22 protein-coding genes and 1 tRNA gene are annotated in these 24,512 nt (G+C 68.4%); 9 read left to right on the forward strand and 14 right to left on the reverse strand.

Annotated features, from left to right (window positions below):
- Nucleotides 1–105 precede the first annotated feature (105 nt).
- The gene (locus E0E18_RS06640; RefSeq protein WP_237559661.1) at nt 106–2,709 is read left to right on the forward strand and encodes a DEAD/DEAH box helicase; all 2,604 of its coding nucleotides are present in this window, start codon (nt 106–108) and stop codon (nt 2,707–2,709) included.
- A gap of 57 nt (nt 2,710–2,766) precedes the next feature.
- On the opposite strand, the gene E0E18_RS06645 is transcribed toward E0E18_RS06640, so the two are convergent.
- The 6 genes from E0E18_RS06645 to E0E18_RS06670 all read right to left on the reverse strand — a co-directional run bounded on the left by E0E18_RS06645 (nt 2,767) and on the right by E0E18_RS06670 (nt 7,677).
- On the reverse strand, nt 2,767–3,159 hold the full coding sequence (locus E0E18_RS06645) for an Rv3654c family TadE-like protein (protein ID WP_078057499.1): 393 nt from the start codon (nt 3,157–3,159) through the stop codon (nt 2,767–2,769).
- Between the two features lie 5 nt (nt 3,160–3,164).
- Entirely contained in the window at nt 3,165–3,554 is a 390-nt protein-coding gene (locus E0E18_RS06650; protein WP_237559662.1) for a hypothetical protein, read from the reverse strand.
- A gap of 19 nt (nt 3,555–3,573) precedes the next feature.
- Entirely contained in the window at nt 3,574–3,930 is a 357-nt protein-coding gene (locus E0E18_RS14460) for a DUF4244 domain-containing protein (protein WP_419866045.1), read from the reverse strand.
- 158 nt (nt 3,931–4,088) lie between these two features.
- Nucleotides 4,089–5,354, reverse strand: a complete 1,266-nt coding sequence (locus E0E18_RS06660; RefSeq protein WP_237559663.1) for a hypothetical protein — start codon at nt 5,352–5,354, stop codon at nt 4,089–4,091.
- Nucleotides 5,342–6,580, reverse strand: a complete 1,239-nt coding sequence (locus tag E0E18_RS06665; protein WP_237559664.1) for a TadA family conjugal transfer-associated ATPase — start codon at nt 6,578–6,580, stop codon at nt 5,342–5,344. Before E0E18_RS06665 ends, E0E18_RS06660 begins: the two co-directional genes overlap by 13 nt.
- 29 nt (nt 6,581–6,609) lie before the next feature.
- Entirely contained in the window at nt 6,610–7,677 is a 1,068-nt protein-coding gene (locus E0E18_RS06670; RefSeq protein WP_237559665.1) for a CpaE-like family protein, read from the reverse strand.
- A gap of 166 nt (nt 7,678–7,843) precedes the next feature.
- On the opposite strand from E0E18_RS06670, the gene E0E18_RS06675 reads away from it, so the two are divergent.
- The 3 genes from E0E18_RS06675 (at nt 7,844) to E0E18_RS06685 (ending at nt 10,337) form a co-directional block, all read left to right on the forward strand.
- Complete coding sequence (locus E0E18_RS06675) at nt 7,844–8,734, forward strand: HAD family hydrolase (RefSeq protein WP_237559666.1); 891 nt, start codon at nt 7,844–7,846, stop codon at nt 8,732–8,734.
- Between the two features lie 162 nt (nt 8,735–8,896).
- Nucleotides 8,897–9,412: a phage holin family protein gene (locus E0E18_RS06680; protein ID WP_130839843.1), complete on the forward strand. Its 516-nt coding sequence runs from the start codon at nt 8,897–8,899 to the stop codon at nt 9,410–9,412.
- A 25-nt stretch (nt 9,413–9,437) separates the two neighbouring features.
- On the forward strand, nt 9,438–10,337 hold the full coding sequence (locus E0E18_RS06685; RefSeq protein WP_130839846.1) for an alpha/beta fold hydrolase: 900 nt from the start codon (nt 9,438–9,440) through the stop codon (nt 10,335–10,337).
- Between the two features lie 15 nt (nt 10,338–10,352).
- Here E0E18_RS06685 and E0E18_RS06690 read toward each other — a convergent pair whose 3' ends face one another.
- From E0E18_RS06690 to nth, 4 genes are read right to left on the reverse strand one after another with little or no spacing between them, the layout of a single operon-like run.
- Nucleotides 10,353–11,558 carry a MarP family serine protease gene (locus tag E0E18_RS06690; protein WP_130839848.1) on the reverse strand — a complete coding sequence of 402 codons (1,206 nt, stop codon included), beginning with the start codon at nt 11,556–11,558 and terminating at the stop codon, nt 10,353–10,355.
- Nucleotides 11,555–12,409, reverse strand: a complete 855-nt coding sequence (locus tag E0E18_RS06695) for an NUDIX hydrolase (RefSeq protein ID WP_078057363.1) — start codon at nt 12,407–12,409, stop codon at nt 11,555–11,557. Before E0E18_RS06695 ends, E0E18_RS06690 begins: the two co-directional genes overlap by 4 nt.
- 57 nt (nt 12,410–12,466) lie before the next feature.
- Nucleotides 12,467–13,162: a TlpA family protein disulfide reductase gene (locus tag E0E18_RS06700; protein WP_130839851.1), complete on the reverse strand. Its 696-nt coding sequence runs from the start codon at nt 13,160–13,162 to the stop codon at nt 12,467–12,469.
- Nucleotides 13,159–13,860 carry an endonuclease III gene (gene nth / locus E0E18_RS06705; protein WP_110480973.1) on the reverse strand — a complete coding sequence of 234 codons (702 nt, stop codon included), beginning with the start codon at nt 13,858–13,860 and terminating at the stop codon, nt 13,159–13,161. The genes E0E18_RS06700 and nth overlap by 4 nt, the downstream gene beginning before the upstream one ends.
- A gap of 190 nt (nt 13,861–14,050) precedes the next feature.
- Between nth and glxR the strand changes: the two genes are divergently transcribed.
- Complete coding sequence (gene glxR, locus E0E18_RS06710; protein ID WP_066588060.1) at nt 14,051–14,734, forward strand: CRP-like cAMP-activated global transcriptional regulator GlxR; 684 nt, start codon at nt 14,051–14,053, stop codon at nt 14,732–14,734.
- 425 nt (nt 14,735–15,159) lie between these two features.
- Entirely contained in the window at nt 15,160–18,351 is a 3,192-nt protein-coding gene (locus E0E18_RS06720; protein WP_130839855.1) for an FAD/NAD(P)-binding protein, read from the forward strand.
- A gap of 69 nt (nt 18,352–18,420) precedes the next feature.
- Here E0E18_RS06720 and E0E18_RS06725 read toward each other — a convergent pair whose 3' ends face one another.
- The 4 genes from E0E18_RS06725 to E0E18_RS06735 form a co-directional block, all read right to left on the reverse strand.
- Nucleotides 18,421–19,257, reverse strand: coding sequence for an MBL fold metallo-hydrolase (locus tag E0E18_RS06725; protein ID WP_066589822.1), 837 nt, complete (start codon nt 19,255–19,257; stop codon nt 18,421–18,423).
- A gap of 141 nt (nt 19,258–19,398) precedes the next feature.
- Nucleotides 19,399–19,863: a RidA family protein gene (locus E0E18_RS06730; protein WP_130839857.1), complete on the reverse strand. Its 465-nt coding sequence runs from the start codon at nt 19,861–19,863 to the stop codon at nt 19,399–19,401.
- Between the two features lie 2 nt (nt 19,864–19,865).
- A complete protein-coding gene (locus E0E18_RS13985) occupies nt 19,866–20,018 on the reverse strand; it encodes a Sp36 family protein (protein WP_174217089.1) in 153 nt (50 codons plus the stop codon).
- Between the two features lie 138 nt (nt 20,019–20,156).
- The gene (locus E0E18_RS06735; RefSeq protein WP_066588070.1) at nt 20,157–20,579 is read right to left on the reverse strand and encodes a WhiB family transcriptional regulator; all 423 of its coding nucleotides are present in this window, start codon (nt 20,577–20,579) and stop codon (nt 20,157–20,159) included.
- A gap of 486 nt (nt 20,580–21,065) precedes the next feature.
- Here E0E18_RS06735 and E0E18_RS06740 point away from each other — a divergent pair, with 486 nt between their 5' ends.
- The 3 genes from E0E18_RS06740 to E0E18_RS06750 all read left to right on the forward strand — a co-directional run bounded on the left by E0E18_RS06740 (nt 21,066) and on the right by E0E18_RS06750 (nt 24,421).
- Nucleotides 21,066–23,186 carry a transglycosylase domain-containing protein gene (locus E0E18_RS06740; RefSeq protein WP_130839859.1) on the forward strand — a complete coding sequence of 707 codons (2,121 nt, stop codon included), beginning with the start codon at nt 21,066–21,068 and terminating at the stop codon, nt 23,184–23,186.
- A gap of 84 nt (nt 23,187–23,270) precedes the next feature.
- A complete protein-coding gene (locus tag E0E18_RS06745; RefSeq protein WP_237559667.1) occupies nt 23,271–24,230 on the forward strand; it encodes a metallophosphoesterase in 960 nt (319 codons plus the stop codon).
- Nucleotides 24,231–24,347: 117 nt separating this feature from the next.
- Nucleotides 24,348–24,421: transfer RNA gene (locus E0E18_RS06750), tRNA-Pro, on the forward strand.
- Nucleotides 24,422–24,512: the final 91 nt, after the last annotated feature.

Here is a 24,512-nt window from a genome sequence, read left to right on the forward strand (position 1 = left end):
ACTGTGACCGCCCACCAGTGTTCCACGTTTTGCGCCGGACCACCACACCGACCCCGAAAAAGTCTCCGACAGGTCCCTCTACCCCCTGTCCTAGACTCGACCCACATGACCGCAACCAGCACCACCGGGAGCACCCCGGGCGAGCCCGACGGGACCAGTCCAGGAACCCCGGAAACGCACGCTGACCACGTCACAGACGCCGGGACGCCGTCGGCGACCACATACGGGGCCGAGATTCTTGAGGCACTGCTCCCGCTCGCCCGCAGCGGCACACCACGGTCCGGCAGCCGGTCCACCGACAGCGAACAGCACTGCGGCGCCGCGGCGTCCGGGGGTGGAGGGGACGGAGGGGACGGAGAAACCGTACTCACACATGTCCGTACCGAACCTGCCAGAAAATCGGAACCCGTCGCCTGGCCCGCGTGGGTCGACCCGGACGTGGTCCGCCACCTCACCGACGAGGGCGTCAACCGCCCCTGGTCCCACCAGGTCGCCACCGCCGACACGGCACGCCAGGGACACGACGTGGTGGTCGCCACCGGTACCGCATCAGGAAAATCCCTCGGATACCAGCTCGCGGTCATCGACGCCCTGATCCACGATCCGAGGGCGACCTGCCTCTACCTGGCACCCACCAAGGCTCTGGCACAGGACCAGCGTGCCGCGATGTCACGGCTCGTGGCGTCCTGCCCTGCACTCCGGGACGTCACGGTCGCAACCTACGACGGTGACACACCGGGTGAGGCCCGACGCCTCATCCGCGAAGAGTCGCGGATGATCATCTCCAACCCGGACATGGTCCACGCCTCGGTCCTGGGCAACAACTCGCGCTGGACCCGGCTGCTGCGCAACCTCCGCTACCTCGTCATCGACGAATGCCACGTCTACCGGGGCGTGTTCGGCGCACATGTGTCACTGGTACTGCGCCGGCTGCTGCGACTGGCGGCCCGGGCCGGTGCACATCCCACCGTCATCCTCGCCTCCGCGACAACCGCCGACCCCTCCGGACACGCGCAAAGGCTCACCGGACGACCCGCGGTCGCGGTCACCGGCGACGGCTCACCCCGTGGGGAACGCACGGTTGCGCTCTGGGAACCGGGATTCCTCCCCGACACCGTCGGCGAGCACGGTGCCCCGGTCCGACGCGCGGCGACGACCGAAGCCGCGGCAATCATGGCACGCACCATCGCCGAAGGCGCCCGAACCCTGACCTTCGTGCGTTCCCGGCGCGGTGCCGAGATCACCGCCCTGGCGTGCGCAGACGATCTCACCGCCCTGGGACACCCCGACCGGGCACGTCGCATCGCCGCCTACCGTGCCGGCTACACCCCCGAAGCCCGCCGCGAGCTGGAGCACCGTCTCGACGACGGGGACCTGCTCGGGATGGCGGCCACGAGTGCACTGGAGCTCGGAATCGACGTCGGCGGCCTGGATGTCGTGGTGAGCTGCGGATTCCCCGGCACCGTGGCGAGTTTCCGCCAGCAGGCGGGCCGGGCGGGACGCCGTGGTCAGGGCTGTCTCGTGGTGATGGTCGCCTCCGACAACCCCCTGGACACCTACCTGGTGCACCACCCCTCCGACCTGCTCGACCGGCCGGTCGAAGCCTCGGTGTTCGATCCGACCAACCCGTACATCCTGGCCGATCATGTACTCTGCGCGGCCGCGGAGGCACCGTTGACCTCAGATGAGGTCTCCGCGTTCGGCGGCGACATCGACGCCACCACCGTGGTCAGGGACCTCACGTCCCGGGGACTGCTGCGCCGCCGGCCGCGGGGATTCTTCGCCGACGTGGACGCCGCGACGGGTGTCCACGCCCGGGTCAGTATCAGGGGCGGTTCGGGGGAGCAGGTTCTCATCGTCGACGTCACGACCGGGGCGGTGCTCGGCACCGTAGACGCGGCACGGGCGATATCCGAGGTCCACGACGGGGCGGTGTACGTGCACCAGGGTGAGTCGTATGTGGTCGACGAGCTCAACCTGGAGGGGTCGGTGGCGGCGGTCCATCCGGAGTCACCGGAGTGGTACACCCGGGCCATGGAGACCACGGACATCCGGGTGAAGGGGGTCAACCGGACCTGTGAGATCGGCGGCACCGGCTCCACACCTTCGGGAATCTGGCTGGCGGACGTGTCAGTACAGGTCAGTCACCAGGTCACCGGTTATCAGCGACGCACCTCCTCGGGAGAGGTACTGCAGACCGTGCCGTTGGACTGTGCCCCTCAACTACTCGACACCCGCGCCGCGGCCTACACGGTGGATCCCGGCGTGTTGCTGGACCTGGGTATCGAGGAGCCCCTGTGGCCGGGGACACTCCACGCCGCCGAACATGCGGCCATCGGTCTGCTGCCACTGCTGGCGACCTGCGACCGGTGGGACATCGGAGGGGTCTCCACAGTCCTGCACGCTGACACGGGGCTTCCGACGGTGTTCGTCTACGACGGCTATGCGGGGGGAGCGGGTTTCGCCGAAGCCGGGTTCGACCGGTTTCCGCAGTGGATGAGAATGACAGCCGAAGCGGTGGAATCCTGTTCCTGCGAGTCCGGTTGCCCGTCATGCGTACAGTCTCCGAAGTGCGGGAACGGGAATGATCCCCTGTACAAGAAGGGCGCGGCTGTGCTGCTGCGGGCCCTCGCGGACTCGGCGGAATCAGCAGAACCGGCTGTACTCCCCCCGACCGTTCCCGACGGTCCGGAAGATGGTCCGGTGTAGAGCTGACCACCGCAGCGACGGACAGAGCTGACCGGTACATCGGCCCACCTGACCCGGTCAAGGCCCTGCGACCGCCGTGGCGGAAGCCTGCCCGACCGTCACCACGACGAGTACCCCCTCCGAGCCCGCGGTCCCGCCGGGAGCGTCCGGACCACCGCCGGTGACTGCACGGCAGTCGGACAGGTCGGCCCCGTTCTCTTCTGCGACAGATGCGGCCCGGGCACAGGCGTCGGCAGTACCCGTCACCAGCTGGACCGTGGCTGCGGACAGGGCGACCAGGTCGGCCGCAGCCACAGCCCGGTGCTGTTCGACAAGCCCCGAGGTCCGGAAGCCCACCAGCGCAGCCAGCGCGATCACACCGAGTATCACGCCCACCCCGGCAACTGTCGCGGAACCGTCGTCTCCTGCGCGACTCTGCTGTGCCTCCCCGCCCTCTACTGCCCTGTCCACACGCCTCACCGGCCGGTGACCCCCGTGGGAACTCCCGGGGCCGGCACAACAGGTTCCGGCACGGTCACGGCAGTTGCGGTGAGGTTGAACAGTCTGCCGGGCCGGGTCACCCGCACGGTGACAGTGTCGGTGACCGTCACCGATGCCCTGGCCTGACTGTCGACCTTCCCGACGAGATCGGCCACCACAGCTTCCGCGTTCGCCGGGTCGAGGGAAGCGGCACGCGCCGCATCCCGGGCAAGGTCGACAGCACCGAGATAGGACGCCACGGTCACCACCCCTGCCACCACCATCCCGACCACAGCGGTGAGAGCGGTGAACACGACAGCCGCTTCAACGGTGACGTACCCCTCCTCCCCCTCCTCCCCCTCTCCGCGGTTCTCCGGCTTCTTCATCTTGACCCTCGGAGGCCTGTCACTTCGTGTCGAGAGCACGTTCGAATATCCCGGTCAGAGCCGCCTCGACGGAGTCGGACGTCACAACAACGTAGAGCAGTGCCCCCAGTGCGGCCGCGGCCACACACCCCAGGGCGTATTCGATGGTGCTCATCCCCCGGTCATCACCTGACAGTGCCAGCAGGCGGTCGATGAGGCCGGTTCTTCCGGCCACTTCCCCCTGTGACTCCATTGTCCCGACAGCGGCGTCCACCGTGGTACCGCCCCTCCTGTCCTGCACTCTCTCCTGCAGAGTCCCCCTTTCCCTCTCATGAGCCTCCGGCATCCCGGGTGAGTTTCCTGTTACTTCGGCCAGTTCTGCAGTTTTCTCGGACATGGTCATGTCCCCTTTCTGTGAGTGTTTGTCTTCTGTGTTTGTCTTCTGTGTTTTCTGCTGTGCGTATCTGGTGCGTGTCAGTTGGATGTCGCCGGGCAGCGTTGCGTCCGCACTGCGCCCACGCACCTGCGGTGGTGGAATGACCCGGGGCCGGCAGCTCATATACCTGCGAAGCCCACCACCAGCGGAATCAGTCCCACCAGGACAAACGCGGGAAGGAAGCAGAGGGTCAGCGGAGCTGCGACGACGACGAGGACCCTTTCCGCCCCCGCGCGTGACGCGTCCGCCGAATCCTGCCGCAACCTCACTGCCTGCGCTTTCACGCCTTCAGCCAGCCGTCCTCCGTGACGTGCCCCCGCACCGGCGAGCCGTGCAACAGCTCCGAGCTGAGGATCGTCGTGGAGAGGCTTCCACGCGTCCGCACCGGCACCCAGCATCAGCAGTGCCGCCACTGTGCGGACTGCAGAGACCGTGCCACCGGTTGTTCCCCTCTGTTCCGCCGGGTCCCGGCCTCCGCAGTCGATCGCTGAACCCCATGCGACGGCGATGGGAAGCCCGGTGGTCAGTCCTTCAGCGAACAGATCGAGCAGCCGTGCAGCCTCGGTCGGTGACAGCCCACGGTGCCCGGAGGGGCCCGCTCTCCTGCCCACACCGCCGAGAACGGTGACGGTGAGGGACTCCGTCCACAGTGCCCCTGCACATCCGAGCAGGACACCGCCGACCAGGAGAATGACCCCGAGGACGTTTCCGGTGAGGAATGCGACGGGCCTCAGACCCATCGACTGCCCCAGCCCCAACGCGCCCAGCGGCAGAAGCAGAAGAATGGTCTCGGTCACCCGTGCCCCCGCCAGTGCACTGGATGTATTGCCCAGATGAGTCAGCCTCGCCTCCAGATCGGCTCCGAGGCTTCCCATCATCGCCCCGAGAGCAGTGCCGTGGCGTCGGGACGAAGACCACACGGCCAACATCCGACGTACCCCCTCCTCAGGGACCGTGGTGTCCGCACCTCCCGGGCGTCCCCTGTTCCCCCGGTTTCCGCGCAGTCGTCCACACTTCCGGAAGCACCCTCTGTCCTGATCCCCTGCGACCTGCCCCACGACCGGACCGGACGGGTCCGGGCCCTGCCCGGGTACCGCCCCCAGACGGATTCTTCTGATCTCCAGTCCCAGCCGGTCGATCAGTTCCCTGCTGCCGGGACGTCCGGCATCCGGTGAAGTCGACACAGACTCAAGCGCGTGCTCTGCAGCAGTCACCGGAGTCGCACCGACATCGAGCTCGCGGGCGAACGCGCCCACGAACTCCCGCAGGATACGGGTGTGTCTGCGTTCCACGGACAATCTCCGTACCCTGCCTCCGATGAGCCTGGCCGTCAGCCCCACCGGGGCTGCCACCCCCACAGACGCCAGAACTGTCACCGTGTCCACTGCAGTTCCCCTTCCGCGGTGAGATCCTGCGCAGGGTTCCAACCTTTGTGCGCATCCCATACCGTCTCCACACTCAGCCCCCCGCCCCCGGGGAGGAAGCGTCCGATCTGGGAGACCCTGCGTCCGACCGCTGTCCGTTCCACGTGGACGACCACCCCGATTCCGTCGATCACCTGCCGCGCCACCGCTGACTCCGCGAGCCCCGCCAGTGACCCCAGCGCCGTCAACCTTCCGGGAACTGAACTGACGCTGTTGGCGTGGACCGTTCCGGCACTTCCGGCATGGCCGCTGTTGAACGCGAGCAGCAGCTCCGCGATCTCCGCACCCCGGATCTCCCCGACCACCACCCGGTCGGGCCGCATGCGCAGGCTCTGACGCACAAGGGTCCGTACGTCGATCTCTCCGGCACCGTCCACGCCTGCGACCCTGGTACGCAGACCCACCACGTGGGGGTGGTCCGGCATCAGTTCCGGGGTGTCCTCCACCAGCAGGATCCTCTGGTCACCCGGGACCTCCGCCAGCAGAGCTGCGAGCAGTGTGGTCTTACCGGCACCGGTCCCGCCGCTGAGCAGCAGACTGCACCGGTCACGTACCAGGGTCCTGAGCAGCCTCCCGATCTCCGGGGGAAACATTCCCGCGCGCCGGAGTGCCTCAAGGTTGCGGTGGGAGGTGCTGAGCGCACGCAGGCTCACACAGGTTCCCTGGCCTGAGAGCTGGTCCAGGACCGCGTGGACCCTGACCGCCTGCGCCACCACACCAGGTGGAAGGGCGGTGAGCACCCCGTCCGCGAACGGCCGGGCGTCATCGAGACGGACTCCGCACGCGGCGGCGAGCCTGACGGCGATCTCCCGGCAACGGACGGGGTCCGTGATCCACAGGTCAGTGGCCTCCAGTCCTTCTCCCCGGTCCACCCACACAGGTCCCGGCCCGTTGAGGAGTACATCGGTGACGGCAGAGTCCGCCAACGGAACCGCCAGCTCACCGAGCCCCGAGAACTCCCGTGCCAGTGCCCGGACATCATCCACCTGCGCCCCTACCGCCCCATGGCGTCTCCTTCTGCGGTTCCCGTCGCCATTTCTCCGACCTCCCCCGTCTGTCAGCCGCTGCACAGACACAGCGATCTCCGCCGGGGTCGGCGTCCCCACTCCCCGTCTGGCGAGATCGTCACGGACCTCCGACAGCAGTGACTCCCGCGCCGGGTCCACCGCACCCGTGCCGCCTGCCACGCCCGTGCTGCCTGCCGTACCCACCGTATTCACCACACTTCCCCCACCAGACGGGAGGCCGCAGCTCCCGCGGTTCCTGCCCCGCTGAGAGTCGGGGTGAACTCTCCACGGTCAGTCTCGCCGACCAGGTAGGGATCATCACGCCAGTCTGTCTCGGGGGCACGTCCCATGAGCGTCAGGGCGTCATTCCACTCGAGTTCGGCCCGTGGCATCTCCCTGAGAACCACCGAGGCACCGGGCAACTGCTCAAGTACCGCCCTGGCAGCGAGCGTCCCGGGCACCGTCGCCGGCACTACCAGTACAGTCCGGTTCACCTGCATGCCCGCCTGTGACGGTGACCCGCACATCCACCTGCCGCAGTCATGGACGACCGGGCAGCCGACATCCAGCCGGGCGGGCGGGGTCCCCCTGCCGGTGAGCACGGCGACGTCCGCCGCCCACGGAAGCTCCCGGAGCGCAGGGCCGGTGAGGACGGGTGTGCCGGCGATGTCCCTCATCCTGTGTCCCGTGCTGTCTTCCAGCCCCAGCAGAAACTCAAGGTCTCCGTTACCGGATGAGTCGACCAGCAGGCTTCGTCCGTCTCCACCCAGATCCGGGTCTGCCAGCGCACCGGCGAGAGCTGCCGCGAACGTGCTCGCGCCCGCTCCTCCGACAGAGCCGTACACAGCGCACACCGGTACATCGGACGCCCCCAGGTACGCCGCAAGCTCGGGAGCCTGCGCCGGCAGCAGGTAGAAAGGCTCCGGCGAGGTGTGGGACGGATCACCGGTGACGGTGACCTGCCGGACCGAGACGCCACGGGAGACGAGGTCAGCCGCCACCTCCTGCCCGGACACCGGCGCACCGTCACGGCCACGCACAGTGCCCGTGCCGGTCACCAGAAGCACCGAGGTCACGTCACGTGGAAGGGCCAGCTCCGGCCTCCACTCCAGGTGACGCCTCCCTGTGACCGCGATGACGAGGGAGATCTCGGAGCCGAGGTCCTCCGACGACCGGTCGCCGAGGGCTGTGACGACAGGTGCGGGCGTACGGTACTGCTGCGGCCCTGACGGGCGCCGTTCGAAGCGGTCGATGAAGTTCTGCAGTGTCCCCAACATGCTGAGGGAGAGTGCCAGGGACCCGCCGACCCGGCAACCGATCTCCGCAGAGCTGTGGACAACAGCACTGAACCCGGTTCCGTGCTCTGTGGACAGTTCAGGTCGGCGACCAGCCGTCCACTCTGGTCAGGTAACGGATGTGACTGGTGGGACGTATTGTGGGGGTGTGAGGCCTGTCCCCGTAGACAGTGGAGAGCCCGCGGCAGCAACCGCAGCGTCCACTGACACCACCCCCGTACCGCTCCGCATCACCACCGACCCCGGAGTCGAACCGTCACGCGTCCTCGCCGTCTTCGACCTGGACAAGACAGTCATCGACACCTCAGCCTCGATGGCGTACCGCAAACCGCTCGCCGACCGCGGCCTGATCACCACCGGAGAAATGCTGAGGCTGCTGCTCATGCTCGGCAACTACCGGCTCGCCGGACACGACGAAAACTCACTGGAAGCCACGAAAGACATTCTCGTCGAGATGGTCCGTGGACGCCGGGCCTCCGATCTCGCGTCAGTCGCCTCTGACGCACTCCACGAGGTCATCGTCCCCTTCATCTACGCCGAAGCCCGGGACCTCATCAACGCCCACCATGCGGCGGGACACAGGGTAGCCATGATCACGGCGTCCGCCAGAATTCTCGTCACCCCCATCGCCGAAGAACTCGGGGTCGACCACCTCGTCGCCACCGAACTGGCCGTCGACGTTGACGGAACCTTCACCGGGGAAGTCCCCTTCTTCTGCCGCGGCGCAGCGAAAGTCGACAAACTGAAGGAACTTGCCGCAGAGCAGGACATCGACATGTCGGCGAGCTACGCCTACTCCGACTCCGTCACCGATCTCCCCCTGCTGGAGTCCGTGGGCCACCCCGTCCCGGTCAACCCGGACAAGGCGCTGCGGAAGGAGGCCGCGCTCCGCGGATGGGAGACGGTCACCTTCAGCAGACCCGAGCCCCTGTTCCATATCCAGGACCGCGGTATCGCCATCGCCGGCGCCTCCGCCGGAGTGGCGCTGATCGCCGCCCTGGCGACCGGCCTCGTCGTGCGTTACCGCGGCCGGGACTGACCGTCGACGGCACCTTTTCGGCGTCTTCCCGGCGTCTTCCCGGTGTCTTCCCCAGGGGTTCCCCGCCCCGGGAACCCCGCGGCATGGCAGAATGGCCCAGAGTCAGCACGTACGAGTCAGCACGTACATCGTGTATGTCAGGTAGGACAGGGAGAACACGCAGTGACCGAAAAGGACAACAAGAAGGCAGAGGGCCTCTTCAGCGACGCCGACAGCTTCACTCCCCGGGTCGACAGCATCCCGCTGACCGACGTGGACTCCGGCCGCACCCCCAGCATCGGTGAACTCGTCCGGGACGCCACCACCCAGGTCTCCACCCTGATCCGCTCCGAGACCGAACTGGCGAAGACGGAGATCGCCGGCTCCGCGAAGAAGGCGGGAATCGCCGCCGGTCTGCTGGGGGCCGCAGGGGTGATCCTGGCCTACAGTTCGTTCTTCTTCTTTTTCTTCCTCGCGGAACTGCTCGACAACTGGATGCCCCGCTGGGTCGCCTTCCTCGTCGTCTTCCTCATCATGGTCGTCCTCGTCGCTGCTCTCGCGGTGGTCGCGGTCAAGTTCATCAAGGGCGTGAAGAAGCCCGTCGCGACCATTGAGTCGGTGTCACAGCTCAAGACCGTCGTCCCGGGGCCGGGCAAGAGCGCGGCGTCCGCCTCCACGGACGCCGGGCTGTTCACCTAGGTCGGCCGGACACGGACGGATTCCAGTGACACCCGCCACCGGACCGGAGCACATCTACGTCCACACCCGCGGCATCCGGCTGCACGTCGCGGTCTCAGGACCCCGCACCGCACCTCTGGTCCTGCTCATCCACGGATTCGGTGGCGGCTGGTTCGACTGGACCGAACTGCTCCCCCGGTTCGGGGACACGGACAGCTACCGTGTCGCCGCAGTGGACCTGCGCGGATACGGCCGGTCCGACAAAACACCCCGCGGCTACGACCTGACCACCGCAGCATCGGACATGTGCGGTGTGGTCAGGGTTCTCGGTCACCCCGACGCACTCGTCGTCGGGCACGGTGAAGGCGGACTCATCGGATGGACCATGGCCGCCCACGAGCCCGAACGCGTCCGGGCACTGGTGACCCTGGCGTCCGCACATCCCCGTGTCGTCGCCCGGTCGGTGCTGCTGCATCCGGTGTCCCAGTGGCCGCGGATACGGTCCTCCCTCTTCGCCCAGCTCCCCCGGATCCCGGAACGCCTGCTGCTGCGCAACAACGCCGAAAAGGTGGCCCACGCCTTCCGGATGTCGGTCGCCCCCGGATTCCGCGACACCGACGTCTGCGCCAGGCACGCCGAACTCCGCAGGGAGGCGATGCAGGTGGACAAGGTCGCGCACCTGTCCTGCGAGTACCGTCGGTGGACCGTGCGCAGCAGGTTCCGCCCCGAGGGCGGTCATTTCGACCACACCCTCCCCAACCACACGGATGCCCCGGTGGTCTGCGTCGACGGTTCGATGGACCGTACCTACAACGCGAAGATCGCGCGGATGTCCGCCGCACACGGCGGCCGCGGTTCCCGCACAGAGGTCCTGTTCGGGGTGGGACATTTCCCCCACATCGAGGACCCCGCAGCGGTCGCCCGGATCATCCGCGACGCCGGGTGACCGTCCCCACCACGGTCACGCCACACACGCCCGGGTGTCCACGGACTCCGTGTAGGACGAGTCGTAGCCGGCGGGGTCGCCCAGATGGTCAAGGACCTCAGCCTTCGACAGGGCGTAGCCTGTCTCGGAATCCCCCACAGCCGCGCCGAAGACCAGCCCTATGACCTGACCGGAGGCGTTGAGCACGGGGCCGCCGGAGTTGCCCTGCACCACCGTGCCACGTAGCGTGTACGCCTCCCGGTCCACCCGGGTGTCGGCGTAGATGTCGGGACCCGAGACCGTGAACAGGTCACGCACCCGCGCCGGTGTCGCCTTGAAGGGTCCTCCCAGCGGGAACCCCATCACGATGGCGTCGTCGTTCGGCTTCGCAGGGTCGGGGGCCCAGGCCAGTGGGGCCAGACCGGTGTCGTCGGTGACACGCAGCAGCGCCACATCCTCCTGCGGGTTGTAGTACACCACGGAGGCGTCGAACTCCCCGTTGACCGTGTCGATACCCACCACGTCGGTACCCGCGACAACGTGGGCGTTGGTCATCACGGTGTCCGGTGACACCAGGAACCCGGAGCCCTGCAGGACCCTCCTGCACTGCTCGGCCTGTCCGACGACCCTCACGACGGAGGGGCGTGCGGCCTCCACCGCGGGGGACGCCGCCAGACCGGAGTCCGGGGCGTTGACGTCGACCACCGGGACATCGGCGAAAGGATCGGTGACGGCGGGGAAACCCGAGTCGCTGAACAGAGTCGCCGCTCTGTTCGGCAGCGCCTCCAGCCATTCCGGGGACACCGAACTCACGCCCCGCAGGATCTTCGATCCGCGGACGGAAGCACCCAGGTCACCGGAGTTGTTGCCCGCGACCGGGACGACGACCATCCAGATCACCACCAGCGTGGTGACTACCTGGACCACCGCGCCGAAGGCGGAGTCGACCCGCAGCATGCTGCGGGTGCGGATCCCGTCCCGGAGCTTCAGGCCCGCCCACGATCCGAGTGAGTAACCGGCCACCACACCTACTGCGACGACGGCCACCGCGACGAAGAACCTGGCGGACTCCCCGTCCACCAGGTCCAGCGCCTCCGGCAGGAGATCCAGGGCGAGCCAGCCTCCTCCGAGGACGCCGACGAGGGACAGCAGCGCCGAGATCCCTCCCTGGCGCCAGCCGGTGAGCAGTGCGCCGAGCGCGGCCAGCGCCAGCAGTGCGTCAACGATCGTCGAACCGGTCACAGCAGATCCTCCGGGGTCAGGGTTTCACCGTTACGCGACTGCGCCAGGGCGTCGAAGAGGTCCAGGACCGGGGCGGTCGCAGTCCACGGCTGCTCCCATTCCCCCATCTTCAGCAGTCCGTCGACCAGGGCTCCGGTGAAGCCCCACAGCAGGTAGCCGTCCACGTCGAATGCCGGGGTGCGCCAGCCGCGGGTCCCGGGGATCCCGAGGTACATCCGTTTCGCCGGGTCCGAGAGCTCCGACAGGGGGACACTACGCACCCAGTCGCTTTCCGCGGTGGCGGGAGCCACGGGGACAGGACGCCGCCACCAGCCGATGACCGGCACCACGGCATGGTTGGTGCGGTCGATGTACAGGGGGTCGAGAACTGCCAGGGGTGTGACCCCTGAGGGGTCGAGACCGGTTTCCTCGGTCGCTTCCCGCAGCGCGGTGGCCACAGGGTCGGCGTCCACGCTCTCACGGTGTCCGCCGGGGAAGGCGAGCTGGCCGGAGTGGCTGCGCAGGGTCGGGGTCCGGTGGGTGAGCATCACAGTGGGGTCCTGCCCCTGTTCGCGCCCGAGAAGGACGAGGACCGCCGACGGACGCGGTGGTGTGCCGTCCGGGCCGAGTTCGGGCACCGTGGAGGAACCGCCGACGGGCAGGCCCGGGGTGGCACGGTCGGTGGAGGTTCGTCGCGCCCGTCCGACCAGGGGCCTGAGCCAGTCCGGCAGAGGACCCGGCAGGTCGGGCTGGCGGCGTCCACCGGCCAACCAGTCGCCGAGGGGGACGCCGCCCCCGCGGACCCGCTCATCCGGTGTCCTGTCGTCCGGTGTCCTGTCGTCCGGCGTCCTGGACTGTGGTGTGGAAGTCATGGGGACGCCAGTCTAGCCCAACGGCCGGTCAACCCTGCCGGCACCGGAACCGGGGGGTCACGCCGCGCCTGCCATCAGTTCCTCGAGTTCCTCCACCGACCGGATCTCCCCGGGGTGGAACGCCGCCCGGGTGCCGTCGGCACGGTAGACGACTGAGACGGGAATCACCTCGGGCAGTTCGGCGGCGGCGGTGAAGACACCGGTGCTGTCCTGGAACGCGGGCAGCCGGACATCGAGTTCCTCCAGCAGATCGGCACCCGCCTGGCCCTGCCCGTTCTCGTGGACGCCGACGATGTTCCACTCGGGATGCTTCTCTGCCGCGTCCTGCAGCACGGGGAGCTCCGCACGGCAGGGCTGGCACCACCAGGCCCACACGTTGACCAGGGTCGGTTTCCCGGCCAGGGCGGCGGCCATCGATGTCCGGGCCTCACCTCCGCCGGTGGTCAGGCAGGGCAGGACCACGTCGGCGAGTTCGGAGTCCACCGGGTCGGTGCCGTCACCGGCGGGGCAGGCCGTGCGCCGGTCTGCGGCGATGTCGTAGCGGGTGCCGGTGGCGTCCACCGGGGCGTCCGGGGCCTCCGACTCCGCGACCGGCGTCCCCGGCTGGCCGGCCGACGGTGACACCGGGGACGCGTCCTGCACCGGGGATCCTGTTCCACCTCCGGACAGGGACAGCACCAGAGGGACGGCCGCCACACCGAGTCCGACGAGCACGACGACGACGAGGAGGAGTGTGCGGGCCCTGTCGCTCACGCCGTCACCAGCTTTCCGGCGTCCGCGACGTCCAGGGGGCCGGCCGTCCCGGCGGAGGGGCACAGCCGTGCCAGGACGCACACCCCGCAGGCGGCGCGGCGGGAATGACAGACGCGACGTCCGTGGAATATCAGCCGGTGGGAGAACATCGTCCACTCCTTCTTCTCGACCATGGCGGTGATCTCCCGCTCAACTGCCACCGGATCGGTCTGCTCCGTGAGTCCGAGGCGTCGGACAAGACGTCCGACATGGGTGTCCACCGGGAATCCTGGCACACCGAAAGCGTTGCCCAGTATCACGTTGGCGGTCTTACGCCCCACACCCGGAAGCGCGACAAGTTCCTCCATGGTGCGGGGAACTTCACCTCCGTACCTTTCGGTGAGGACGGCACCGGCCCTGATGAGGTTGGACGCCTTGTTGCGGAAGAACCCGGTGGGCCGGATCAGCGCCTCGAGAGCTGCGGGTGACGCCCCTGCATAGGCCGCCGCGTCCGGGTAGGCGGCGAACAGTGCCGGGGTGACCTGGTTGACCCGCCTGTCGGTGCACTGGGCAGAAAGTACCGTGGCGACCAGCAGTTCCAGCGGGTTCGTGAAGTTGAGCTCACAGTGTGCGTCCGGGTACTCCTCTGCCAGGAGACGGTTGATCCGGCGGGTACGACGGGTACGCGCCAGGGGAGTTTCAGGCTTACTGGCCGACATGAGCGACCAGCCTAGTCGTTGACCCTGTGCTGTACCCTGTGACACGGTCGGTGCCTGTGCGCCCCCCAGTTCCCCCCGCACGGCAGCGCACGCTGTACTCTGTGCGGTAAACCATGACGCCGGGCCGTTGTGACCAACCTGTCACAGCCGACGTCCACGGCAGCGCAGCTTTACAGGAGTCTAACAGGCAATGGGCGAAGTACACGAGATCCTCTCCCGCGCAGGCATCTTCCAGGGAGTCGAAGCAGCGGCGGTCAACACTCTGATCGAGCAGCTGGATTCGACGACTTTCCCCCGCGGCACCACGATCTTCGACGAGGGGGAACCCGGTGACCGCCTCTACATCATCATCTCCGGCAAGGTGAAGTTGGCCCGGCACGCCCCCGACGGCCGCGAGAATCTGCTGACCATCATGGGACCCTCCGACATGTTCGGCGAGCTCTCCATCTTCGATCCCGGCCCCCGCACCTCGGCGGCGGTGTGCGTCACCGAGGTCGCCACCGCGACGATGGACTCCCGCATGCTCCATGACTGGATCCGGGCGCACCCGGAGATCTCCGAACAGCTGCTGCGTGTCCTGGCGCGGCGTCTGCGCCGCACGAACAACGCCCTGGCCGACCTCATCTTCACGGATGTCCCCGGCCGGGTGGCCAAGGCACTCCTGCAGCTCGCCAACCGTTTCGGCGTGCAGGAGGGTGGCGCACTGCGCGTGCACCACGATCTCACCCAGGAGGAGATCGCCCAGCTGGTCGGAGCGTCCAGGGAAACGGTGAACAAAGCCCTCGCAGAGTTCGCCCACCGGGGCTGGATCCGCCTTGAGGGCAAGTCTGTCCTGATCTCGGACACGGAACGTCTCGCCAAGCGCGCCAGGTGACAGTCCGCTCCTCACTGACCCTCAGGCGTTTTCCGCACTCTCTGACGATTACGCCGCGCCCCGGGTACGGAACTGCTAGTTTCGGACCTGATGCAGGATCACCTGCAAGAATTGAGGGCCAGGCGCATGAGGTCACCACACNTCAGTGCGCCGAGAGCTGTGGCCGGTGCCCGGCTGACCGCCCGGCGTGAGGGTTTTCTCCCCGGCGCCTCCGGAGGAGCGGTTGTTGCCGCGTTCATGGCCCTGCGGTCGGCGATACGACCGGGCGAGGACGCCGTCCTCGTCTTCCACGATTTCGGCAACGCCTACCTCGAGACCCTCTACGACGATGACTGGGTCAGAACCCACATCGCCGAACCGGGTGACCTCCCGGATCTGGACGGTTCGACGTCCGGCGTCTCCGGGGATTCTCCGGGGGCTGTCCTGTGACCGCCCCCGGAACTGTCAGGGTGGCCGTGGTCGGTGCAGGACCGCGGGGGTTGTGGGCGGTGGAAGAGTTGACGGCACAGGCCGCCGCCCACCGGGTGCCGGTCTCGGTCGAGGTGTGGGACCCCTCCCCTGCCGGGGCCGGCTCAGCCTACGGTCCGGGGCAGCCGGACCACTGGACGATGAACGTGTCCTCCTCGATCGTCCGCACGGCCGCCGGTTCCTTCGACGGGTGGCGTCGGTCCCGTGGGGAGGCCCTGCCTCTTGACCCGTTTCCGCCGCGATCCCTCGTGGGCGAGTTCTTCGCCTGGTCCTGGCGGGTTCTTCTCTCCGGACTTCCCCGGGGCTGTACGGTCCGCCATGTCCGGGACAGGGTCACCTCGGTGGAGCCTGCTGACGGGGGTGACGGCTCCGACGGGTGGTCGCTGACATGTGGTGACGGTGTGCACCTGTACGACGAGGTTCTGCTTGCCACGGGTCATGCGGCCCGGTGGCCCGGAATGCTTCCCCGGGATGCCCGTACCTGCGGCGTCTATCCTCCCGGGGAGCTCTCCGCGGTCGCCCCGGGGTCGCGCACGGTGGTGCGGGGTACGGCTCTGACGTTCATCGACGCCGCCCTGGAACTCACGGTGGGCCGGGGCGGCTCCTTCGTCCCCGCCGCTGACGTCGGGCCGGGTGTCCGGGCCGGTTCCGGTGGCCGTCACGACCTGGTCTACGTGCGTTCCGGACGGGAGCCGGCCGCCATTGTTCCCATGGGCAGGAGGGGACAGTTCATGGAGGTGAAACCTGACCCCCGGCTGCCCTTGGCGTCTGTTTCCGCGGAGGACGCCCTGACCGCCGGCCGGGCACGGGCACGGATCTGCGGGGATCTGGCGGAGCTCCGGGAGGTGGTCGCGGACTATGCCGTGGTCCTGCTGGACCGGGTCCGGGGTACGGGGTCGCACGATGAGGTCACCGCGGTCCTCGACGGGACAGACGGGGACGATGGACCGTCCGGGGGGTCTCGGACGCAGTCCCGGCAGGCGGTGGAGGAACTGCGCAGGTCGCGCGATATCGCGGTCGGTGATCTTCCCCCCGGGCCCGCATGGGCGGTCGGACAGGCGTTCCGACAGCTCTACCCGGCCGTCGTGGACCGGGTCGCAGACACCACCCGCCCTGAACTCACCGGATTCCGCACTCTGGCAGCAACCCTGGAGCGTGTGGCCTTCGGCCCCACCCCCGGCAACGCATCGAGACTGCTCGCCCTCATCGACGAGGGCATCGTCGACTGCGGGTGTCTCACCGGAATTGTGGCACCGGAGGGCACAGACAAGACTACAGGCAGGGGCGCAGACAGAGATGCGGGCAGGGATGCAGACCACGTGGTGGACGCCGTGCTCGCGCCCCCCGGGGTCACCCGGGGCTCCCTTGTCGACTGCCTTGTAGACGGCCCTGTCGACGGCCCTGTCGACGGCCCTGTCGACGGCCCTGCTCGGCGGACCTCGCCTGCCTGCACCACCGGTGGCCGCAGGGCACCCGGTGAATCCGGCTCCACGGTCCTGCCCCCGGACGGCAGTGTCCCCGGATACACCCACCTCACCGTGGTGGGCAGGGACGTCGAGCCCCGACGTCCCGGTGCGGACACACTGTCGCGTCGGCTCCACGACGTCATCCCGCGGTGGGCTCAGCGGGTCATCCGGGACCACGGGCGAACCACGGTCAAGGACACCCGTGCCCACGCCACCGTACCGTTGACGGGAAGGCTGGAGCCCTGGATGGTTGAACTCCTCGAGGACCCGGACACGGTCAGCTCGCTCCTGGACGACCACGGTTCCCCGGTCAATGTCCACCACACTGCCCCGGTCCTGAGAAATGCCGGGGAGCTTGTCGGGGCCGGCCGGGACTGCGGGGTGGACGTCCGGGTGTTCCTGGCGCGTAAAGCCAACAAGATCCTCACCGCGGTGGACACCGCCGCTGCCGCCGGACACGGCATCGACGTCGCCGGTGACAGGGAACTGAGACAGGTGCTGGCACGGGGGGTGCCCGGGGAACGTGTGATCCTCAGCGCTGCCGTGAAGCCGTTGGAGCTCATCGACGCGGCGGTCAGGGCCGGTGTCACCGTCTCGGCGGACACTCCCGCGGAGGCGGAGCGGGTTCGGCGGGCGGCGATCTCGGCCGGTGTGACCGCCCGGGTGGCTCCCCGGATCGCCCCCGACCCGTCGACGCTGCCGGCGACCCGCTTCGGGGCGTCCCCGCACGAGTGGATCCGCTGGATGGAGGACACCGGTTCCGGCTGTGGCGGGGACTCCCTCACGGTCTGCGGAATTCACGTGCACCTGCACGGCTACTCTGCCGCGGACAGGAGGACTGCCCTGGGACAGGCACTCACGGTCGTGGACGCCGCCGGAGAACTCGGTCACCGTCCGGAGTTCGTCGACCTCGGAGGCGGGGTGCCGATGAGCTACCTGGACGACGCGGAGCAGTGGGAGGCCTTCCTCAGGGAGCGGGCGCGCGTCGCCGTCCGGGACAGCGGGATGCCTGCGGACGAGGGCTTCACGTGGAAGGATGATCCGCTGCGCACCATCTATCCTTTCCATCAGGGCCCGGTCCGGGGCGGATGGCTCCGTGACCTGCTCACCGGACCTGTGGCGGTCGGGGATGTCACGGCGACGGCCGCGGACGCCCTGACCGGAAGGGGACTGCGGCTGCACCTGGAACCGGGGAGGTCCGTCCTCGACGGAGTCGGGATGACCCTGGCCAGGGTCGCATTCCTCAAGGAGCGCAGTGACGGGGTGCCGTTGATCGGGCTGGAGATGAACCGGACCCAGTGCCGGACAACCTCCGACGATTTCCTGGCTGACCCTGTTCTCGTACGCTGCGGGCCGGGTACGGGCCGGACCGGGGCCCGCAGCGGCTTTCTCGTCGGCGCGTACTGCATCGAGGACGAGGTCATCCTCCGACGCCGGGTGACATTCCCGGACGGGGTGGAGGTGGGCGATGTCGTGGCCCTGCCGAACACCGGCGGGTACTACATGCACATCCTGGAGAGTGCGTCACACCAGATCCCGTTGGCTGTGAATCTGGTCACCGCAGAATCCACCGGGGTCCCCGGGGCCCACGGGACGGGGGGACGCGTATCACGCGGTCGGGGCGCAGATCAGGGAACCGTGTTTCCCCCGCTCCGGTTCGTCGTCGACCCCGTCGACCGCTGAGCCTGCAGAACTCCGGCCGGCCGGTTCAGGGCCAACCGGTTTCTGCCGGCCGGCTTCTGCCGGTGACCGTCAGTTCGTGGGCAGACCGAGGTAGCGCAGTGTCACCCGGGTGGACTGCTTCGCCGCCGACCGCAGTACCGGGTCGACATCGGTGTATATCGCGTCGACGATCTGTCCGACCGTGGCGTCCTCCCCCAGTTCCTTCACTGCGGCGGTGACCTGGGCGATCCTCTGTTCACGACGGTCGATGTACTTCTCCACGACCTCCGCGGCATCGGCACGGTCGGGGCCGTGACCGGGCAGCAGACGGACGCCGTGACTGCGCTTCTCGAGTTTCCGGAGGGAGTCGAGGTAGTCCCCCAGATCACCGCTGGTCTCGGAGATCATCGTGGTGTGCCGCCCGGCGAGGGTGTCACCGCTGATGATTCCTTCGACATCGTCGTCTGTTCCCGCGGCGCCACCTGCACCGTGCACGAAGAAGCAGACCGAGTCACCGGTGTGCCCGGGGGTCGCGACGACCTCGATGGTGGGGGTGAGACCGTCGACGCGGATCAGCTCACCGTCTGTGAGCACCTCCCCGCCGGCGCAGTAGCGCGGATCCAGGGCCCGTACCGGCGCCCCGGTGAGCTGACGGAACCTGGCGGCACCGTCAGCGTGGTCGCCGTGATGGTGGGTCAGGAGGATGAGCGCGACTTTCGCTCCCCCCGCCTCGGCCCTGGACTGGAGCACATTGAGATGCCCCTCATCCTGCGGACCCGGATCGACGACGACGGCCGCCCGGTCTCCCGGAGCCCGGATAATCCATGAATTGGTGCCTTCGAGAGCGGTGTAGCTGGGATTGTCACACAGCACCACTCCGACCGAGTGGGTGACGGGACGCAACTGGCTGTAAGCGGGATGCTCCATGAATCCGATCCTACTGTCATCAACCACCCCACCGCCCCCGGGCCGGGGGTGGTGGGTGGAGCAGCGGCGCAGGTCCCGCGCCGGTGCCCGGACGGCCGCGCAGTGGCGCGGGAGCGTGTGGAAGGGGGGCTGCCACCGACCTCAGTCGGCGACGCGGACGATGAGCTCGATCTCCACCGGACTGCCGAGCGGCAGTTCTGCGACCCCCACCGCGCTGCGCGCATGGGCGCCGGCGTCACCGAAGATCTCCCCGAGAAGTTCGGAGGCCCCGTTGACGACGCCGGGCTGCCCACCGAATCCGGGAGCAGAGGCGACGAATCCGACGACCTTGACCACCTGGACGACCGAGTCGAGGCCGACGAGGGCGTCCACGGCTGCCAGGGCGTTGAGGGTGGCGGTACGGGCGTAGTCGCGGGCCCGGTCGGGGGAGACCGCGGCGTCCTGACCGACGGAACCGGTGGCGGGGAGTTCCCCGTCGACGAAGGGGAGCTGGCCGGAGGTGAGGACAAGGTCGCCGCTGCGCAGGGCCGGCACGTAGGCGGCGACAGGTGCGGCAACCGCGGGCAGGGTGATGTCCAGTTCGGACAGGCGTGCGGTGGCGGTCATCCCTACTTCTCCTTCTTGAGGTAGGCGATGTGCTGCTCACCGGTCGGCCCGGGGAGGACGGTGACGAGTTCCCAGCCGTCATCTCCCCAGGTGTCGAGGATCTGCTTGGTGGCGTGGGTGAGAAGCGGAACGGTGGCGTATTCCCAGGAAGTCATGGGGCAAGAATACTGCACCGTCGGGAGGAGCCGGGCGGACCGTCTCGCCCGGGCAGGACCTCGGAACCGGGGTCCCCGTAATCAGGCGCGGAAAGTCAGGCGCCGGGATATCGGGCGCGGGAAACCGGGCGTGGCAGATCAGGCACTGCGGCTGTCCTCGTCAGCGGGGTTGAGCTGCCCGGCGAAGAAGTCTGCCCAGCTGGTGATCTCGGGGTGCCTGCGCAGCAGGGCCCGGCGCTGACGCTCGGTCATGCCGCCCCAGACACCGAATTCCACGTTGTTGTCGAGGGCGTCGGCCCGGCACTGCAGGACGACGGGACAGTGGCGGCAGATGGCGACAGCCTTGCGTTGGGCTGCTCCCCGGACGAAGAGTTCTTCGGGGTCCACGTTCCGGCAGTGTGCCTGCGTGACCCATTCGCCGCGGTTGGAGAAGGACTCCCGGGTGGTCACCTGCTGCGCTGTCCGTCGGAGTACACCACTGTCTGCCCTGCGGGTGTCGGAGCCGGTCTGGTCGGCGGTGCGGGTCACACCGTCGGAGGCTGTGCGGAGCGGAGCAGTCATCGGAGAGACCTCCCTGTGAGAGTCGGTTAAGGCTGTCCGGCACCCCGTCTGGCGGCTTTCTGGGCCGTCGGCGGCTCGCTGCCGGAAACTAGATGTAAGTCTATTCACACAGATTTAGAAGTGTCTAATAGCTCACATCCCCCTCCATTGTGGGACACGTCACGCTTCGGGACATCAATGTGCCGGCGCCGATATTGTGACTGCCACCACATACTTTGCCCGAATCGTCAACCCCCCCGCTCCTTTTCGCCTCGTTACCGCAGGTCATCCGCATTACGCCCCCTCCGTCCCCGGACGTGGAAGCCCGGACCGACAGCTCCTTACCGCACCCGACACCGGAGCCGTCAGAGTTCCGTCCATGATCCCCGAAACGTCTACCCCCGGGACTACCCCCGTTGTCGGATGATGAACCCCGTCCCCGGCCCACCTTTTCCCTCGGGCACCGGACCCGCCACCCGAGGGCCTCGTCCGGATACTGTGTCCTACATGACCGGACCCCACAAGACTGGAAAAGCGGCACCCGGGTCCCCCTTCCCCGGCCTGCCGGGGCTGCTGGCCGCAGTCCTGCTCACCGCGGTCGTCCTCACCCTCGCCGCCGTACCACTCATCGGCGGCGCCGGGGTGGCGACCGTGGCAGCGGACGAGACCCTCAGTTCCGACCTGGAGGACATCGACGCCAACAGGTCACTGCCGCTGGTGTCCACCGTCACCGACCGTGAGGGGAACGTGCTGGCCAGGTTCTACAATCAACGCCGCTACCAGGTCGGTTCCGACCAGATCTCACAGCACGTCAAGGACGCCGTCGTCGCCGTGGAGGACCGCAGGTTCCTCGACCACGACGGGGTCGACGTCCGGGGGACCCTGCGGGCACTCGCCGCGAACGTGGCAGGAGGAGGAGTCGAACAGGGAGCGTCCACGATCGACCAGCAGTACGTGAAGAACTACCTCCTGCTCATCGACGCCGAAGACGACACCGACCGGGACGCCGCGACGGAGACCTCGGTGACCCGGAAACTCCGCGAGATGAAGCTCGCGGTGGACCTCGACAGGAACTATTCAAAGGACGAGATCCTCACCCGTTACCTCAACCTCATCTCGTTCGGGCGCGGTGCCTACGGCATCGAGGCGGCGGCCCGCACCTACTTCGGGACTTCCGCCGCCGAACTCGATGTCCCGCGGGCGGCCCTGCTCGCCGGCATGGTGCAGTCCACCACCGCACTCGACCCCTACGACCATCCGGACGCCGCCCTGGAGCGCAGGAACATCGTCCTCGACTCCATGGTCTCCACCGGGGTCCTCTCCCCCTCCGACAGGGATGCGGCGGCCTCCGCACCACTCGGAGTCTCCGAGACCCCCTCGACCGAACCCTCCGGATGCATCAGCGCGGACGACGCCGGGTTCTTCTGCGACTACGTGCTGGACTACCTCGGCAGTCACGGTATCGACGAGGCCGTGCTCTCCGAAGGCGGCTACACGGTGAAGACCACCCTCGACCCCGCCGTCCAGGACGCTGCAGTTGCCGCGGTCAGACAGCAGGCTGCCCCGGACGCCGAGGGGGTCTCGGTGGCCTCCGACTTCATCGCCCCCACCGACGACGGTCACGAGGTGGTCGCCATGGCGTCCTCACGCCGTTACGGGCTTGACGAGGACGCCGGACAGACGGTCCTCCCGCTCACCCACTCGACAGTGGGGAACGGGGCAGGGTCCGTGTTCAAGATCTTCGCCGCCGCGCAGGCGCTGTCGGAGGGCGTCATCGGTCTGGATGACACGGTCAGGGTCCCCGCACGGGTCGAGGTCAGCGGAATGGGTGAAGGAGGGGCCGAAGGCTGTCCCCCCGGAAAGTACTGCGTGGAGAACTCCGGTCCCTACCGTTCCACGATGACCCTCCGGGAGGCGCTGGCCACCAGCCCCAACACCCCCTTCATCGAACTCGCGCAGAAGGTCGGTGTGGGATCCATGGTCGACCTGGCGGTGAAGCTGGGTCTGAGGTCCTACGCCGAACCGGGCAGCTTCGACGCCGACACCTCCGTCGTCGACGCCGTCACCGCGACCGGGATGGGGTCGTTCGTGCTCGGACCTCTGGCGGTCGACCCCTTGGAACTCGCCAACGTCTCCGCGAGCCTGGCAGACCACGGCCGGTGGTGCCCGCCGACCCCCGTGCTCAAGGTCACCGACCGCTCCGGAAAGGACGTCACACCTGAGGTGGGAGGATGCGAACAGGTCCTCGACCGGAAGGCCGCCGACGCGCTGGCCGTCGGACTGGGCGGGGACGCCGGTGACGGGACCGCGGCGGCCGCGGCCCGCAGCGCCGGGTGGTCCGGACCGGTCTCTGCGAAGACCGGGACGACGGAGTCGAATCAGTCGGCGGCCTTCCTCGGATTCATTCCGGGACTTGCCGGGGCCACATACGCCTTCAACGACGGCGGTTCCGTGCAGCAGTTGTGCAGTTCCCCGTTGCGGCAGTGCGCGTCCGGTGACCTCTTCGGTGGCGGTGAACCGGCGCGTGCGTTCTTCACCACACTGACGGCCACCGCCGGCCTCTACGGCGGCGGGGCTCTGCCGGAGGTGGACAGGTCGTTCCTCCACGGACGGGATTCCCGGCTCTGACACCGGCACCGCCGCAGTAACGGACCTACCTGTGGATACCGGCAGGTGGAGGGTCTTTTCCGGCGCCCCGGTTACACTGGTCCGGTGACCAATTCAGCACTGCGTACCGCGCTCACCGCCGGTGGAGTCCTCGCCGCAGCGGGCCTGACCACCGCGGCAGGGGGTTTCCTCGGGACCCGGGACTTCGCACTCAGGGAGGTGACCGCCCCGGTCCTCGAGTCCGGGACCTTCGACAGGTTGAGCAGGTTCCACGGCGACGGCCGCCCCGCCGGACGCCGGGAGTTCACCATCCTGCATGTCTCGGACCTGCACATGCTCGCCCACCAGAAGATGAAGCAGCGGTGGGTGTCGGCGCTCGGGGTCCTGGAGCCGGACCTGGTGGTCAACACCGGCGACAACCTCGGAGAGCGCGAGGCGGTTCCCGGGGTCCTGCAGGCGCTCGACCCCCTGCTCCGGCGCCCGGGGGTGTTCGTGTTCGGCAGCAACGACTACTACGCCCCCCACCCGGTCAATCCGGTGAACTATCTCCTGGGCAGGAAGAACCCTCCGGGTGACACGGCCCTGCCGTGGCAGGACATGCGGGCGGCCTTCCTCGAGCACGGCTGGGAGGACGCCACCCACCGCCGCATCGATTTCACGGTGGACGGGCTGAGGCTGGCCGTCGGCGGTGTCGACGACCCGCATCTCGACCGAGACGACTACCCGGCGCTGGGCGGGGGGCCCAACCCCGGTGCGGACCTGGCGCTGGGCCTGTCCCACTCCCCGGAGCCCCGTGTCCTCGACCAGTTCGCCGCAGACGGGTACCAGCTGACCATGAGCGGCCACACCCACGGCGGGCAGCTCTGCCTGCCCGGAGGGCATGCTGTCGTCACCAACTGCGGTATCGACCGTTCCCGGGTCTCGGGCCTGTCCCGGTGGACCGAAAGGATGTGGCTGCACGTCTCCAGTGGGCTCGGGACGTCGAAGTACGTGCCCTTCCGGGTGTTCTGCCGCCCCTCGGCGACTCTTCTCCACGTGGTGGAGAGGCCTTCGGTACCCGCCTGACGGCACGCCGACGGTACCGGGAATGACCTGCAGCTTTGCTCAGCAGGTCCGGGCAGTCTATAGTTTGTCCTCGTTGCGACACAGCCGCCTGTCACGGGCGACGGTGCCGTTCCAGACCGGGGTATGGCGCAGCTTGGCAGCGCGCTTCGTTCGGGACGAAGAGGTCGTGGGTTCAAATCCCGCTACCCCGACAGCCACAGAGAAACCCTCCGACCTGTTCACCGGGTCGGAGGGTTTTCTGCGTCACCGCGCAGCCGGCGGACGGACGCCCGCAGAGCGGTG

This window comes from Corynebacterium neomassiliense, from assembly GCF_900626215.1.
In the GTDB taxonomy this organism is placed as follows: domain Bacteria; phylum Actinomycetota; class Actinomycetes; order Mycobacteriales; family Mycobacteriaceae; genus Corynebacterium; species Corynebacterium neomassiliense.

Bases quoted from the DNA above. Each gene is read 5' to 3' on its own strand.
- E0E18_RS06640 (WP_237559661.1), top strand. From the start codon at position 106: ATGACCGCAACCAGCACCACCGGGAGCACCCCGGGCGAGCCCGACGGG.
- E0E18_RS06650 (WP_237559662.1), bottom strand. From the start codon at position 3,554: ATGAAGAAGCCGGAGAACCGCGGAGAGGGGGAGGAGGGGGAGGAGGGG.
- E0E18_RS14460 (WP_419866045.1), bottom strand. From the start codon at position 3,930: ATGTCCGAGAAAACTGCAGAACTGGCCGAAGTAACAGGAAACTCACCC.
- E0E18_RS06670 (WP_237559665.1), bottom strand. From the start codon at position 7,677: ATGTTGGGGACACTGCAGAACTTCATCGACCGCTTCGAACGGCGCCCG.
- E0E18_RS06695 (WP_078057363.1), bottom strand. From the start codon at position 12,409: ATGACTTCCACACCACAGTCCAGGACGCCGGACGACAGGACACCGGAC.
- nth (WP_110480973.1), bottom strand. From the start codon at position 13,860: ATGTCGGCCAGTAAGCCTGAAACTCCCCTGGCGCGTACCCGTCGTACC.
- glxR (WP_066588060.1), top strand. From the start codon at position 14,051: ATGGGCGAAGTACACGAGATCCTCTCCCGCGCAGGCATCTTCCAGGGA.
- E0E18_RS06725 (WP_066589822.1), bottom strand. From the start codon at position 19,257: ATGGAGCATCCCGCTTACAGCCAGTTGCGTCCCGTCACCCACTCGGTC.
- E0E18_RS06730 (WP_130839857.1), bottom strand. From the start codon at position 19,863: ATGACCGCCACCGCACGCCTGTCCGAACTGGACATCACCCTGCCCGCG.
- E0E18_RS13985 (WP_174217089.1), bottom strand. From the start codon at position 20,018: ATGACTTCCTGGGAATACGCCACCGTTCCGCTTCTCACCCACGCCACC.
- E0E18_RS06735 (WP_066588070.1), bottom strand. From the start codon at position 20,579: ATGACTGCTCCGCTCCGCACAGCCTCCGACGGTGTGACCCGCACCGCC.
- E0E18_RS06740 (WP_130839859.1), top strand. From the start codon at position 21,066: ATGACCGGACCCCACAAGACTGGAAAAGCGGCACCCGGGTCCCCCTTC.